General features: G+C 74.8%; 10 protein-coding genes. 2 read left to right on the top strand and 8 right to left on the bottom strand.

Going from position 1 to position 14,301, the window contains the following annotated elements:
- Positions 1-1,105: 1,105 nt before the first annotated feature.
- The 8 genes from AB0L74_RS24240 to AB0L74_RS24205 form a co-directional block, all read right to left on the bottom strand.
- A complete protein-coding gene (locus AB0L74_RS24240) occupies positions 1,106-1,264 on the bottom strand; it encodes a DUF6760 family protein (RefSeq protein WP_365656026.1) in 159 nt (52 codons plus the stop codon).
- Positions 1,261-1,755, bottom strand: coding sequence for a hypothetical protein (locus AB0L74_RS24235; RefSeq protein WP_365656023.1), 495 nt, complete (start codon positions 1,753-1,755; stop codon positions 1,261-1,263). Before AB0L74_RS24235 ends, AB0L74_RS24240 begins: the two co-directional genes overlap by 4 nt.
- Complete coding sequence (locus tag AB0L74_RS24230) at positions 1,752-2,192, bottom strand: phage tail protein (protein WP_365656021.1); 441 nt, start codon at positions 2,190-2,192, stop codon at positions 1,752-1,754. The genes AB0L74_RS24235 and AB0L74_RS24230 overlap by 4 nt, the downstream gene beginning before the upstream one ends.
- Before the next feature lie 34 nt (positions 2,193-2,226).
- The gene (locus tag AB0L74_RS24225; protein WP_365656018.1) at positions 2,227-3,774 is read right to left on the bottom strand and encodes a phage tail sheath subtilisin-like domain-containing protein; all 1,548 of its coding nucleotides are present in this window, start codon (positions 3,772-3,774) and stop codon (positions 2,227-2,229) included.
- Positions 3,775-3,978: 204 nt separating this feature from the next.
- Positions 3,979-6,051 (bottom strand): ATP-binding protein, encoded by a 2,073-nt coding sequence (locus AB0L74_RS24220; RefSeq protein ID WP_365656076.1) that lies wholly within the window; start codon positions 6,049-6,051, stop codon positions 3,979-3,981.
- A 185-nt stretch (positions 6,052-6,236) separates the two neighbouring features.
- Positions 6,237-6,971: a Pvc16 family protein gene (locus tag AB0L74_RS24215; RefSeq protein ID WP_365656015.1), complete on the bottom strand. Its 735-nt coding sequence runs from the start codon at positions 6,969-6,971 to the stop codon at positions 6,237-6,239.
- On the bottom strand, positions 6,968-10,213 hold the full coding sequence (locus AB0L74_RS24210; RefSeq protein ID WP_365656013.1) for a hypothetical protein: 3,246 nt from the start codon (positions 10,211-10,213) through the stop codon (positions 6,968-6,970). Before AB0L74_RS24210 ends, AB0L74_RS24215 begins: the two co-directional genes overlap by 4 nt.
- A 193-nt stretch (positions 10,214-10,406) precedes the next feature.
- The gene (locus AB0L74_RS24205; RefSeq protein ID WP_365656010.1) at positions 10,407-11,099 is read right to left on the bottom strand and encodes a LuxR C-terminal-related transcriptional regulator; all 693 of its coding nucleotides are present in this window, start codon (positions 11,097-11,099) and stop codon (positions 10,407-10,409) included.
- A gap of 229 nt (positions 11,100-11,328) precedes the next feature.
- On the opposite strand from AB0L74_RS24205, the gene AB0L74_RS24200 reads away from it, so the two are divergent.
- Positions 11,329-12,702, top strand: coding sequence for a hydrolytic protein (locus tag AB0L74_RS24200; RefSeq protein ID WP_365656007.1), 1,374 nt, complete (start codon positions 11,329-11,331; stop codon positions 12,700-12,702).
- Between the two features lie 247 nt (positions 12,703-12,949).
- Entirely contained in the window at positions 12,950-14,182 is a 1,233-nt protein-coding gene (locus tag AB0L74_RS24195; RefSeq protein WP_365656004.1) for a PP2C family protein-serine/threonine phosphatase, read from the top strand.
- The last annotated feature ends 119 nt before the right edge of the window (positions 14,183-14,301 follow it).

Below are 14,301 nucleotides of genomic sequence, written 5' to 3'. Positions count from 1 at the left end.
GTCGGGCCCGGACCCGGTCGACCGCGTGCGCGGCGGGGCCTGTGCCTGTGTCTGTTCCTGTGTCTGTTCCTGTGTCTGTTCCTGCGTCTGTGGCTCTGCGGCGTGCGGCCCGCCGGAGGCACGCCGGGCGGCACGCTGGACCACCGGCTGGTGGACCACCGGCTCCTCCCGGCCCGGGCCGGGAACGACCGCCACCCGCCGGACCAGCGGAATGCCGGAGGCGTCCGGCCGCGGGGCGCCGCGGTCGGCGGTCCCGTCCGGTCCTCCGCCGGGCCCCGCCGCGCGCTGGACGGCGGGGGGCGCCGAGGGCGGCGTTCCGGCGGAGCCGGTGGACAGCAGGCCACGGGTCCGTGGCGCGCCGCCCGGACCGTCGGTGGCCGCGATGCTGTCGGCGGCGCCCGGCGTGGCGGACCTCCGCCCGGATCCCGCACCGGACGGGCCGGACGGACGGGACAGAGGAGACGGGGTGGGCTGGGTGGACTGGGCGGGCGGGCCGGATGCCCGCCCTTCCCGGCGCGTCCCGTGCGGGGCCGCCGCCGGAAGCCGCCGGTCCCCGCCGTCCGCGTCCTGTCCGGTCTCGGTCGCGGGCCATGCTTCCCGCGCACCGTGCCCGCGCGGCGCGCCGAGCAGCAGCGGCCCTCCGCCCGTGCCGATGGTGCGGGGCGTGGCCGGACCGACGACGCCGCGCACCACGCCCGTCGGAGCCGTGGGCAGCAGGGCGTGCCCCATGCCGGTGCCGAAGGACGGGTTCTGCCAAGCGGTCAGGCCGGCCCGGAAGGCCAGCCCGTCGCTGACCGCCAACGGCGCACGGGAGACGGTGAGTTCCGGCGCCGTGGTGCGCCGCCACCCGCCGTCCCAGTCACCGGGCACCGAGGGGACCGGCGCAGAGGGAGCGGAGGGACCGGACGCCGGAACACCGGCCCCGGAGGAACCGGCCCCGGAGGAACCGGATCGGGAGGAATCCGGCCCGGACGGCGACGCGGAACCGGGCAGGGCGGGGCCCCGGGCACCGGGGGCTCCCCTGTCCCGGCGTCCGGCCCCGAAGCCGGACGGGCCGCCCGCTCCGGCGGCCCGGCGGCGCAGCCTGTCCCGCCATGCCATGTGCTCAACCGCTCTCGTTGATACGGGTGTTGATGCGGGCGATCTCGGCCACCCACTCCCGGCGTTCGCCGTGGGTGAGGCCGAGGATCTCCTCGCGCTGCCAGTGGAAGTGATAGGCGATGTACGCGATCTCCTCCCGGAGCCGGGGAAGGGCGTACGTCACGATTCCCCCAGGCGCCCACCCGAGAGGTCGACCTCGAAGCCGCCCTCGCAATGGGGACAGGTCACCGCCGCGCGGGTGTGCCCCTCGCTGTTGACGCGACGGTAGAAGTCCTGGAGGAAGGCCACGTCGGTGGCGTACATCCGCTCCACGATCCCGGCGTGCACGTCGGTGATGGTGCCGATCCGGGTGATCACCTGGCTCAGCAGCACCACGCTCAGGTACGCCGGGTTCTCCTTGACCCGCAGATCGATCTGGGGCCGCAGTTCGTCGCGGGCGGTGGCCAGGCGCATCGCGCCGTCGCGGTGCAGCACGCCCGCCTCGTCGACGTACCCGCGCGGCAGCTCGAACTCGAACTCGGTGCGCAGGCCGTGCTCCTCCCGGGGCGGCGGCGGGGCCGCGGGGGCCGCCGCCTCCTGCTCCGTCTGCGGGGCGGGCTTCGTCAACTGGAGGATCTCCTCCAGATTGCCCGCCGTCACCGTACGGCGCCTCATTCGACGATGATCTCCTCGAACACGATGGTGACGGTCTCGGTGGCCGCGGCGGACTCGCCCGCCTTCAGCGAGGGGCCCTCCCACTTGGAGGCCCAGCCCTGCATCAGCTGGATGCGGCGGACCGTGGTGCCCTCGGAGTCCTTGATCTCGATGGTGAGGTTCTGCCGCGCGGAGTTCACGGCCCCCTTGTTGAGGGTCTCCTTGATCCAGTTCGTGAACTCGCTGCTCTGGTCGAGTCCCCGGGTGATCGTGATCTCACCGGCCTGCCGGGCGCCGGGCTGCTTGCGGATGATCTGCTTGCCCGTCGCGCTGACCTGGCGGACCTCGACGACCTCCTCCTCGACGGTCAGCCCGCTGATCTCCTGGATCGACTCGACCAGGTAGCCGCCGAGCTGCACGCCGAAGACGTGGGTGGAAAGAGCGTCGCCCTCTGCCATGACTGTCTGTCACCTTTCCTTGCGGACCCGCGGGTCACTCGTCGATGAGGCTGGTGCTGTCGGAGAACTGGGCCAGCCGGAACACCACGAACTCCGCGGGCTTGACCGGCGCGACGCCGATCTCGCAGACGACCCGGCCCTGGTCGATGGAGGTCTGCGGGTTGTTGTCACGGTCGCACTTGACGTAGAACGCCTCCTCGGCCGTGCGGCCGAACAGGGCTCCCCGGCGCCACTCCTCGGTGAGGAACGCGGTGACGTTGCGCCGGATGCTCGACCACAGCCGGTCGTCGTTCGGCTCGAAGACCACCCACTGGGTGCCCAGGAGGATCGACTCCTCCAGGTAGTTGAACAGGCGGCGCACGTTCAGGTAGCGCCAGGCCGGGTCGGAGGACAGGGTGCGCGCCCCCCACACGCGGACACCGCGGCCGGGGAAGGCCCGTACGCAGTTCACGCCGATGGGGTTGAGCAGGTCCTGCTCGCCCTTGCTGAGCCGGATCTCCAGGTCCACGGCGCCGCGGATCACCTCGTTGGCGGGCGCCTTGTGCACGCCGCGCTCGGCGTCGCTGCGCGCCCACACGCCGGCGATGTGGCCGCTCGGCGGGACGGTGGTGTTGCGTCCGGCGGCCGGGTCGAAGACCCGCACCCAGGGGTAGTAGAGGGTGGCGTACCGGGAGTCGTAGCCCGCCTCGTCGTTGCGCCAGGTGCGCACCTGCTGGGCGGTCAGGCCGGGCGGGGTGTCCAGGACGGCCACCCGGTCGCCCATCTGCTCGCAGTGCGCGATCACGGCGAGCTGTACGGTGCGCACGCCCTCGGCGTCGATGTCGCCGCGCTGGTAGGCGCTCATCAGGTCCGGCACCGCGACCATGGTGATCTCGTCGATGGTCTCCAGGCCGCCGAACCCGGTGCGGGCCGCGGCGTCGCCGACGTACTCGGCGGGGTCGAGGCGGGCCACCGGGCCGGGTGCGGCCGGGGCGTCGGGCAGCGCCACCGTCTGGGCGGCGGGCCTGGCCTGGGGAGCGTCGCGCCGCTCGGTGACCTCGACCAGCTTGGAGTTGCGGGCCTGGCTGACCAGGTACCCCTTCACGCTCTTGCGGGTGGAGGCGTCGTACGTCTCCACCACCTCACCGCCCTGGCGCACCAGGAACCTGAACCGGTCCTCCGGCGGGTCCTCGCCGGGTACGTCGGCGATCTCCACCGACACCCCGACGGCACCGGGCCGGGCGGCGACCAGGAAGCCGCCGAGCTCCACCGGTCGCGGCGCCCCGGCCGGCCGCCCCGGGGCGGTCCCGTCGGCGGCGGGCGCCGAGGCGTCCTCGGCGGACCCTCCGACGCGCACCACGTAGGCGGCGCCGCCGCCGTTGGAGAAGTACCCGTAGACCGCGTGGGCCAGGTAGGTGCCCTCGGTGAAGCCCCCGAACTGCTGGGTGTACTGGTCCCAGCTGGTGACCAGTGTCGGGGTGTGGAACGGGCCGGCCCCGGCGAACCCGACGAACGCGGCGACCGCGGTGCCCACGCCTTCGATCGGCCGGGCACCGGACTGCACCTCCTCCACATACACACCCGGGGTGAGGTACGTCGGCATGCTCGCGCTCCTTAGCGTCCTTGCGGGTCACCTGTGTCCGGGCCGAGTCTGCGCGGCGGGCCGCCGGGCGCGACAGGGACGTACGGACCTCGCCGGGGGCAAGGCCGCTGCCTTTTCCGGCCCCCTCGCGCTGACCGTCCGGACGGCACCGCACCGGCGGGGCCCGCCGACGGGAGGCGGGCGCCGGGCTCTTCCGTCGGGCCCTCAGGCGTCCACGACGTCCGCCAGATACGGTCCGAACTCGCCGCCCAGGACCAGCCGTCCGAGCTTGCGGTACTCCTGTGCCACCGCCGTCACCAGCTGCCGCATGGTCAGCGGCCCGCCGGACTCGGCCGCGAGATAGGCCGCGGTCACCGCGCAGGCCCGGATCGAACCGCCGGCCAGTTCGAAGCGGTCGGCGCAGAAGCCCAGGTCCAGGTCGCCGGCGCGGGGCATCCGGTCGCCCAGGCAGCGCTCCCACAGGGCGAGGCGCTGCTCGCGGTCGGGGACGGGGAAGTCCGCGACCACGTCGAGGCGCCGGGTGAACGCCTCGTCGAGGTTGGCCCGCAGGTTGGTGGTGAGCACCGCGATCCCGTCGAACGACTCCATGCGCTGGAGCAGGTAGGCCGACTCGACGTTGGCGTGCCGGTCGCGCGCGTCCCGCACCTCGGACCGCTTGCCGAAGATCGCGTCGGCCTCGTCGAAGAGCAGTACGGCGTTGACCGCGGACGCCTCGGTGAAGATCCGCTCCAGGTTCTTCTCGGTCTCCCCGACGTACTTGTCGACGACCGTGGACAGGTCCACCACGTACAGGTCCATGCCCAGGTCGGCCGCGACGACCTCGGCGGACATGGTCTTGCCGGTGCCCGACTCGCCCGCGAACAACGCGATCACACCCCGCCCCCGGCCGCCGCCGGGCCGCATGCCCCACCGGCCGAGCACCTGCTCGCGGTGGCGGGCGCGCAGCGCGAGTTCCCGCAGCCGCCGGTGCGTGGCGGGCGGGAGCACCAGGTCGTCCCAGCCCACCGCGGGCTCCACCCGGCGGGCGAGCCGGTCGAGTCCGGCGCCGTTCTGCGCGCGCACGGCGGCCCGCACATCGTCGGGTGCCACCGGGCGCCCCGCGACGGCGGCCGTGCGGACGGCCGCGTCGGCGGCGCGGCGCAGTTGCCGCGCGTCCAGTCGGTGCGCGGCCACCGCCCGGGCGAGCTCCTCGGCGTCCCCGGCCGCGAACCCGTCACCGGTCGGCGGGCCCTCGCCCGCCGCCGGGCCGCCATCGCCGCGGGCCGCGCGCAGGGCGTGCCGCCAGCGCTCGGCCTGCCGCTCGAAGGAGGGCGCGGCCACGGTCAGGACGACGGGCGCGTCCGCCGCCCACGCCGGGTCCCAGCCGACGCAGCCGTGCGTCAGCAGCGGGATTCCGCGCAGCGCCGCGCACAGGGTGCCCAGCGCGCGGGCCCGCTCGGCGGGTTCCGCGGGCAGCGCCTCCAGGGGGCCGAGCACGACCCCGGCACCGGTCAGGCGGGCTTCGAGCGCGGTCACCCGGGCCACCTCCGGCAGGTCACCGCAGCGGTGGGCGAGCGCGAGCGCGTCCAGCACCAGGGGACGCAGCCCGGCCGCGCGCAGGGCCGCGACGGCCAGGCCCGCGGCGTCGCCGCCGTGGCCGCGCAGGTGGACGAGGCCGGACCCGGTGCCGGCCGCGGCCGCGGTCCGGGCCACCTCGGCGGGCACGGCCGTCGGGTCCTCGTGGGCCTCGCCGAGCACCCCGTGGAGCCGGGCGTCGGGCAGGTCGCTTCCCAGGAGGAGGCCGGTGACCCGGTCGGGGACCACCAGGACGCGCGACAGCGGCGGCCGTTCCGGCTCGGTGACCTCCAGCAGACCGCCCGCGACCAGCGGCGCCCCGGGGGCGAGCCGGAAGCGGGCGGGTGCCGCCCCGGCCAGTCCGCACAGTTCCAGGGCGAGGCCGACCGTGGGCCGGCGGCGGGTGAGGTCGTCGTTGAGGTACCCGTACAGCCGCTCGAACCGGGCGTCCAGGTCGGGCGCCACCGCGACCAGGAGCAGGTCCAGGTCGAGCGGGGACAGGCCGAACCGCAGGGCGAGCTCGCCCAGGTCGGAGCCGGCGGGCGGGTGCCACGGTTCGGGCGCGGGTGCGTCGAGGCCGCCCGGTTCGGCCAGGATGCGGGCCGCCGCCTCGGGCGTGAGGTACTGGCCGCGGTAGGGGTCGTCGGGATCGGGGTCGGCGGCACGCCGGGCCGCCACCGCCTGCCGCACCCGCTCCTCGACCGCGCGCAGCCGCGTCCACAGGGGGTGCGCTCCCGGGGCGAGGCCGTCGGCGCCGGAGCGGCCGTGCGGCCGGGACGTCACGGCGGATGCGGTGGCCTGGGACACGGCCGGTTCGGCGGCCTCGGCGGTCGGGGCCGGTTCGGCGGCCTCGGCGGTCGGGGCCGGTTCGGCGGCCTGGCTGGTCACGGCGGGTTCGGTGGTCCGGATCACGGCTGGCGGTCTCCCCTGCGGCGGCGCCGGGCGGGCGCGGTCGGCCGGTCACGCGGACCCGCGAAACCCTCCGTACCGGCCTCGCCGGTCTCCCGGTAGCGCAGCCGGCGCCCCGGCGGGGCCTCCGCGCCGTCGTCCCGGGCGGCCGGGCGCCCTTCCTCTCCCCGGTCGGCGGACCGCACGACCAGCCCTTCGGTGACCGGCGGTCCGACGGGCGTGGTCGCCCCGGCGAGCGGCGCCCGCACCCGGACGCCCAGCGACGCCTTCAGCTCCCCGCCGAGTGCCGGCCACACGTCGGCGGCGGCGGGGGCGTCGGCTCCGGCCTGGGCGGTGTCCAGTGCCACCGTCAGGCCGAGGTCGGCGAGCGAGCCCGTGAGCAGCCGCGGAGGCAGCCTGTCGGTGGCCGCGAGGCAGGCGAGCACCTGTGAGAGCAGCCGGTGTTCGTCCTGCGGGCGCCCGGCCCAGGCCGTGACGAGATAGGTCAGCTCGTACCAGCGCGGCGGGGTGCGCCGCGCCACGACGAAACCGTCCGCGTCGTGGACCTCCTCGTGGCCGCTGCCGCGCCGCGCGGTGTCCTCCCGGATGTCGTACAGGAAGGCGCAGACCGTCGGGGCGTTGCGGCGCGCCGCCCAGTCCCGGGTGGGGGCGTCGAAGACCACCTCGACGCCGGACGCCTCGAGACCGGACTCGGCGAGCAGGCGCCGCAGCCCTTCGTCGACCTCGTGGATCACCGGCGGATCACCTCGTCGGGCGGCTGCACGGTGCCGCTGACCACCAGGAAGTCGGTCTTCACCGGCGAGAACCCCGGTCCGCTCGCGGTGATGGTGCGCGGTCCGGTCTGGTCCTTGGCGAGGATGAGCAGCTGGCCGATGAAGGTGCCGTCCGCCTTGGGCCGGGTGGGCGCCGCCGACGCGGTGATCCCCGGCTTCCAGGCGAACCGGACCGGCACCCCGGGCGGGAAGTCCTCGCCGCGCACCGAGGTGACGAAGCCGGGCTTGCCGATGTCCGGGACCGCGACGATGCGCGGCTGGAGGACGCGCAGCCGCTGCCGGGCGGTGTTGTCGCCGCGGTCGGCGTCGGTGCCGCTGGTGGTGAGGTTCGCGGTGACGTCAGCGGTCAGCGCCTTGCGGGGGCGCAGGACGACCTGGACGACGGTGCTCTCACCGGGCGCCAGGTCCGGCAGCGCGCATACCCGGGAGCTGTCGCAGCCGGGCGGCAGCCCACCGGCCGGGATGCCCGCGGGCAGGCCGACGCGCAGCCGCAGCCCGGTGGCCAGCGCGTCGCGGCCGTTGCTGACGGTGTACGTCACCACGACGCGTCCGCCGACGTAGCCGGGGTTGGGCCGGGCGGTGATCCGCACCCCGGGACCGGCCTCGGGCTCCTCCGGCTCCGGTTCCGCGGCGGGCGGCGTGAGGGTGGCGGGCGGCCTGGTGACCGGCGGCCCGGGGTCGGGGGGTGCCGAGGTCGGGGGCCTGGACGTCGGGGGTGCGGAGGTCGGGGGTTCGGAGGCCGGGGGTGCCGAGGTCGGCGGCGGGGTGACCTCGCGTACCGGGATGACGGTCCGGCCGGCGTTGTCACCGGGGCGCGGGTCCAGGACGGTCCCGGTGACCGACCAGTCGAGCGGGGCGTCGCCGGCGGTGAGCCCGGTGAGGCTGACGTCGACGGGCACGGTGGTGCCGGGCGGCACCACGCCGACGACGCACTGGAGGAAGGCGGCATCGCACCTGCCGCCGGGCCAGGTCATGCCCGTGACCTCGACACCGGTCGGCGGCGTGACGGTGAGCCGGGTACCGGGTGAGGCGGCGGGGCCGTTGTTCACCACGTCGACGCGGACCGTGGCGGAGGAGCCGACGGGGACCTCGGGGACGGTGGCGGGCGCCTGGACGGCGAGGTCCACGGACTGCTGGACGGCGGGTTCCTTCTGCCGGCCCGGCAGATCGAGGGTGAGCGGGGTGAGGCCGCCGGAGGCGATGTCCAGCAGATGCAGCTTCTCGGGGCTGTTGACGGCGAGGCCGGTGCGGAAGCTGACGACCATGCCGCTGCCGTCGGCCGTCCAGGCCGCGTCGCGGGGCTGGTGCGGGCCGGTGACCGAGACGTCCGGCAGCTCCCGGCGGCAGGCGCCGGCCCGGTCGCGGGCGGCGGCGGGCAGCAGCACCCGGCAGGCGCCGCCCGACGGCGACGTCAGGAGGATGCCGTTGCGTTCGTCGGTCCGGCCGCCGCCGCTCTTGCGGTTGAAGGCGATGCCGCGCCCGTCCGGGGAGAACGCCGGGCTGTCGTCGATGACGTCGCAGGCGCCCGGGCAGACGGTGGCACTCAGGTCGCGCTGTGCGCTCAGGTCGTTCACGGGCACGGTCCAGATGTGCTTGTTGCCGCCGTTGCCGTTGATCACCTCGTTGCGGGTGAAGGCCAGGGTGGTGCCGTCGGGAGACCAGGCGGGCTGGGCGTCGCCGCCCCGGAGCTCCCCGTACGGCGGGGTGATCTCGTCGCGGATCTCGCCGGTCGCCACGTCCGCGACGAGGATGCGGCTGGTCCGGGCGGCCTCGCCCGGGGCGCCCGGCGAGGTCCGGGTGAACGCGAGGTACCTGCCGTCCGGGGAGAACGCCGGGTCGGTGTCCCAGTCCCTCGCGCCGCGTCCGGCCAGCGGCAGGGGCGCGGGCTTGGTGCCGTCGGCGTCCGCCAGCCAGATCCGCTCGATCCTCCCGTCGGGCGTGTCCTCGAAGCGGGTCACCACGATCCGGCGTCCGTCGGGTGTGTAGCTCTGCCGCTCGGTCCACGGGTCGTAACCGGCCGCGGGCTGGAACAGCGGATCCCGGGCGCGATCGATGTTGGTGTCGGCCGCCGGATCCTCCTTGAGGATCGTCAGCCCCAGGTCCCGGGGGTCGGCCCCGTCACCGCGGACGTCCTGGAGGGTCACCACGTTCGGCCCCGGCGCCGAGGTGCGCTCCACCACCGCGCCGCCGCCGTCGAGCGGGCCGAGCCAGGTGGGCGAGAGGACCTCCCGGTCCTCGCTGAGCACCAGCGCGGGCGTCTGCTCCGAGTGCGCCGGCACCCGGAACACATGGTCCCAGTCGCCCTCGCACTCGCAGGTGCGGTTCGGGCTGAGGAACAGCACCCCGTCCCCGTCGGGCAGCCAGGCTGCCCCGTGGGTGCGCCACTGTGCCTGTTCGCCCGCGAGCAGCGGCCGGTCGGTCCTTCCGTCCGTCACCCGCAGCCGCGGCCCGGTCGTCTCCTTGGTGGCGGTGTACGCGATGCGGTCCGCGTGCGCGCGGTCGCCGACCGGGTTCCACACCGGCTGGGTGGCCGTGCCGTTGGCGGGATCGGTGATCCGGGTGGCGATGCCGCCGACGGCCAGCGGCCGTACGTAGATCTGCGCTCCGGCCGCCGGGTCGCCGTCGCCGGAGTAGGCCAGCCGCAGCCCGTCGGGCGAGACGGTCGGGCTCTCCTCGTTCGCGGCGGTGTGGGTGAGCCGGGTCAAGGCGCCGGTGCCGTCGGTGCCGTCGGTGCTCACCATCCACAGGTCGCGCTGGGTCCCGCCGCTGGGGCCGCCCGGCTCGGCCGAGTCGAACACCACGGCCCGGCCGTCCGGTGTCAGCCGGGGGTGCGCCGCGTCCCGGCCGTCGGTGAGGCGGCGCACGGTCCCGTCGGCGGACCGCAGGTAGACCTGCGGCTTCTTCCCGTCGCGGCGGCTGGCGAAGACCAGCGCGTCGCCGAGGGCGGAGGGCTGGACGTCGTAGTGGGCCGGGCCCTTGCCGAACAGCGGCGTGCTGGAGGTGGTCGTGGCCACCTTCCCGAGGCTGCGGTGCCGGGTGCCCGCGTAGGCGATACGGGTCTGCGTGACGTCGGCGGCCGACGGCTGGGGCCCGGGGTCGCCGCGGCCGGAGGCCGCCGTCACCCCGAGCAGCGGGATCAGCAGCAGCAGCGACGTGGCGAGTCTCCCCAGGCGGCGCCGCCCGCCGGGGCCAGCGGTTCCCATCACGGTTCCCCTCGCAGTGTGGTGCGGCATCTGGACATGCCCCCGCCACTCTGCACTCCCCGCACGCGGGGCGGGAGGGCCGCGGGGCCGCACCTGGGGGAAGCGTGGGGTGCGCGTTCGGGCAGCACCGGGTCCCCCGCCGGCGTGTACGGCGGCGGGGTCCGCCGTTCCGGGTCCGCGGACCCCGCCGCCCTCAGATCAGGTCGTTGCGCAGCGCGTAACCGACCGCGTGGGCCCGGTTGCGCAGGTGCAGCCGCGTGATGATCTCGTGCAGCACGTTCTTGACGGTCCGTTCGGAGTACGAGGTCTTGCGGGCGATCTCCGCCGTGTCCAGACCCTCCGACACCAGGCGCAGCATCTCCGCCTCCCGGGTGGTCAGCGTGGACAGCGACAGCCCTCGCGTGTCGAGCGTGGAGCGCTGAAGGCTGCCCACGTGCGTGAGGAGCTTGCCGAGCAGGTCACCGGGGAGCACCCCCTCGCCGTTGGCCATCGCCAGGACCAGATGCAGGAGCCGGTCCTGATCGGCCTCGCCGCGCCGCAGCACCGCCGCCACGCCGCATTCGATGACGCGCTGCAACGCGTTGGACCCGAGGGTGCCCACCACGAGCCCCGTACGGGTGGCGGTGTTGCGCCGCAGCCGGTGCAGCAGGGCCGCGACGTCGTCGTCGACACTGTCGACCACCACCAGCGACACCTGGGCCCGCTCCGCGTCGGCGTCGTCGAGCAGTTCCACCTCCGGACACGGGCGCAACTGCTGGACGACACCCACCCGCAGGATCTCGTCGGCGGCGTGGACGGCCACGGTCACCCGGTCCGGACGGCCGTTGCGGGGCGTCCACCGCGTGGTGCGGGCCGGGGCGGGCGCCGGGGACGGGGGGAGGGACATGGCCCGGGTCGCTTCTTCTGGGGCGGTCATGGGGAGTTACCTGTCTCGTGATCTCCGGGGTCGCGCAGGGACGGCGCGCCCGCCCGCGCGCGGCACGCGCGAGGCGGCGAATCCGTCAACTGCCGGGCCCCTCCATGAGGTTGGACATGACTTCCCGGGCATCTCGACTGCCCGGATATTGCCCTCGCGCTCCTCGTTGAGCCCCGAGGTACGGCCCTAGCGTGACGGTGTGACGCCTTCTGCAGCCTCTTCCGGCGCCGGTGCGCCCGGCCTCGACATCCCGGCCGTCACGGTGGCGCCCGGCGACACGGCCACGACCACGGTGACGGTCCGCAACGACAGCGACATCGTCGAGGCGTACGCCCTGGAGGTCGTCGGGGACTGCGCTTCCTGGGCCGTCGTGGAACCGCCGCGGGTCTCCTTGTACCCGGGCACCTCCGAAACGGTGACGATCCGTCTGCGGCCGCCCCGTTCCCCGGAGATCCGGGCCGGTGAGGTGGCCCTCGGGGTGCGCGTCCTGCCGGCGGAGCACCCCGAGTCCGTACGCGTCCTCGAAACCACCGTGACGGTGGAGGCGTTCCACGAGCTGCACGCCGAGCTGGCCCCCCGCCGCCGGCGCGGCTGGCTTCGCGGCCGCTACCGGCTGGCGGTCCGCAACCAGGGGAACACGCCGGTGCGGGTGGGCTTCACCCCCGGCCAGGCCGGCGACGAACTCCGGTTCGCCTTCACCCCGGCGGAGCGGGCCCTGGAGCCGGGAGAGTCGGCGGAGGCCGGGCTGCGCGTCCACCGGGGCGCGCCGGTGTGGTTCGGCGCCCCGGTGGTGTGGCCCTTCACCGTGGACGCCGCCGAGCGGACCGAGGACCCGGAGGAGACACCGCGGGACCCGGCCGCCGTCCGGACGCCGCTCGACGCGGAGTTCGTCCAGATCCCGGTCTTCCCGCGGTGGCTGCTCATCGTGCTGGCCGCGCTGATCGCGCTGCTGATCGCCTGGTTCACCCTGGTGCGCCCCGCCGTGCGCAGCGCCGCCGAGGAGGCCGCCACCGAGGCCGTCCAGCCCCGGCCCACGCCCGCCGAGGGGGACGCCGCCGGGCAGGCTCCGGGCACCGGCAGCGGCTCCGGCGCCGGCACCGGGGCCGGCGGGCAGGAGACCGGCGCGGGCCCCGGCACGGCGCAGGGACCGGCCACGGGCGGCACGGCCGACGGCGCGGGCGGCACGGCCGACGGTCCGGGCGGCGCGACCCGTACCGGCCAGCAGAGTTCGGCGACCATCGACCTGGAGACGCCCACCGGGCAGACCGGGACCGGCACCTATCCGGTGCCCGAGAACAGCGTGTTCCAGGTGACGGACATCGTCGTCGCCAACTTCCAGGGCGACGAGGGACTGTTGACCATCTCCTTCGGGGACCGCAAGATCACCACCATCGCGCTGGAAACCTTCCGCAACCAGGACTACCACTGGGTGACCCCCATCAAGATCCCCGAGAACGACAAGGTGACCGTCGAAGTGACCTGCGAGAAGCCCGGCACACCGGCCAATGGCCGCCAGGCCCGGGGATGTCACGAGGTACTGAACGTGAGCGGGGTTCTCAGCCGCACCACGTAAGAGATCGCGCCTCACCTTTCTCGCACATTTTCGATCAACTTCCGAGTCGTTCGGAAGGCATAGCTCCTCTTCCGTCCGGAAATCGATAATCCCGGTCCGAAACACACCCCCCGGTCACCCTCCGAGAGGCTCCGCGACAGCGCGTACGCCTGGGGCCGCTCAAGGGGGAACCGGGATCCCCGGGAGAACCGGACATCGCACCCACGCGTGCGACACTGGAGGTGCGGATCGCGCCGCGAGGTGAATCATGCGCGTGGACAACCAGGACCGCCTGACGCTGGTCGACAGCCTGCTGGACGCCAGCCACGTCCTCACCCTTGAGCAGCTGCCCGGCAAGGTCGGTCGGTGCGCCGCCCGCGCCGGGATGCGGAACACGGAGATCTACCTGGCCGACCTGCAGCAGGACACCCTCCACCTACTGACCGGGGTCGGCCTGGACGCCGGGCAGCCGGCGGATCGCGCCGGCGCCACACTGCTGATCGACGACGCCGACGCGGGCCGGGCCTATCAGTACCTCAGACCCGTCCCGGACCGTGCCCCCGCGGCCGGCGCGAGCGGGAGCCGGCGGTGGTGGGTCCCGCTGCTGGACGGCACCGAACGCATCGGCGCCCTGGGAGCCGACCTGGACCTCGGCGGCCCGCACCGGATCAAGGACCTGGAACGGCTCGCGCAGCTGGTGACGCTGCTGGTGGTCAGCGCGCGCGAGCAGAGCGACTCCTACGCCCGGCTGGTACGCAACCGGCCGATGAACGTGGCGGCCGAGATGCAGTGGCACCTGCTGCCACCGCTGACCTTCTCCAACCACGGCGTCTCCCTCAGCGCCGTGATGGAACCGGCCTATCAGATCGCCGGAGACACCTTCGACTACGGCATCGCCGCCGACATCGTCCATCTGGGCCTCTTCGACGCCATGGGCCACGATGTCGCCGCCGGGCTGACGGCCAACCTCGCCGCCGCCGCCTGCCGCAACCACCGCCGCCAGAACGTCGCGCTGCCCGACCTGGGCGCGGCCATCGAGAAGACCCTCATCGAGCACCCCTTCGACAAGAGCCGCTATCTCACCGCGATCCTGGCCGAACTGGACCTGTCCACCAATGAGCTGTCCTGGACCAACCACGGCCACCACCCGCCCGTGGTCATCCGCGACAACGCCTGGTACAGCACCCTGCACTGCCCGCCCAGCCACCCCCTCGGCACCGACCTGGGCCTGCCCGCCACCGTCTGCCGCGAACAGCTGCGCCTCGGGGACCGCGTCCTGCTCTACACCGACGGCATCACCGAGGCCCGGCACCCCCGCGACGACACCGAGTTCGGGCTGGCACGCCTCGTGGACTTCCTCGTCCACCACGCGCACACCGGCCTGCCCCTCGCCGAGGTCCTGCGCCGCCTCATCCACGGCGTGCTGGACTACCACCACGGACACCTCTCCGACGACGCCACCGTCCTCCTCCTGGAGACCCGCGCCGACAGCCACCCCTGAACGCGGCCGGGAACCCGGTGAGCGCACGGCCGGCCGCTGAGCGGACCGGGGAGGCGGCGGGCCGACGGGGCGGCCCCGGGCGCCCTGGTCCTTCGGGGCGGCCGGGGCCGTGGCGGAGG

The sequence above is a fragment of the Streptomyces sp. NPDC052020 genome, assembly GCF_040680575.1.
In the GTDB taxonomy this organism is placed as follows: Bacteria; Actinomycetota; Actinomycetes; order Streptomycetales; family Streptomycetaceae; genus Streptomyces.
Note: the sequence above shows the minus strand (reverse complement) of the source record. Positions and strands in the feature narration are given on the sequence as shown.

Coding starts and splice junctions, on each gene's coding strand:
- AB0L74_RS24235 (WP_365656023.1), bottom strand. CDS start 1,755: ATGAGGCGCCGTACGGTGACGGCGGGCAATCTGGAGGAGATCCTCCAG.
- AB0L74_RS24230 (WP_365656021.1), bottom strand. CDS start 2,192: ATGGCAGAGGGCGACGCTCTTTCCACCCACGTCTTCGGCGTGCAGCTC.
- AB0L74_RS24225 (WP_365656018.1), bottom strand. CDS start 3,774: ATGCCGACGTACCTCACCCCGGGTGTGTATGTGGAGGAGGTGCAGTCC.
- AB0L74_RS24210 (WP_365656013.1), bottom strand. CDS start 10,213: ATGGGAACCGCTGGCCCCGGCGGGCGGCGCCGCCTGGGGAGACTCGCC.
- AB0L74_RS24205 (WP_365656010.1), bottom strand. CDS start 11,099: ATGTCCCTCCCCCCGTCCCCGGCGCCCGCCCCGGCCCGCACCACGCGG.
- AB0L74_RS24195 (WP_365656004.1), top strand. CDS start 12,950: ATGCGCGTGGACAACCAGGACCGCCTGACGCTGGTCGACAGCCTGCTG.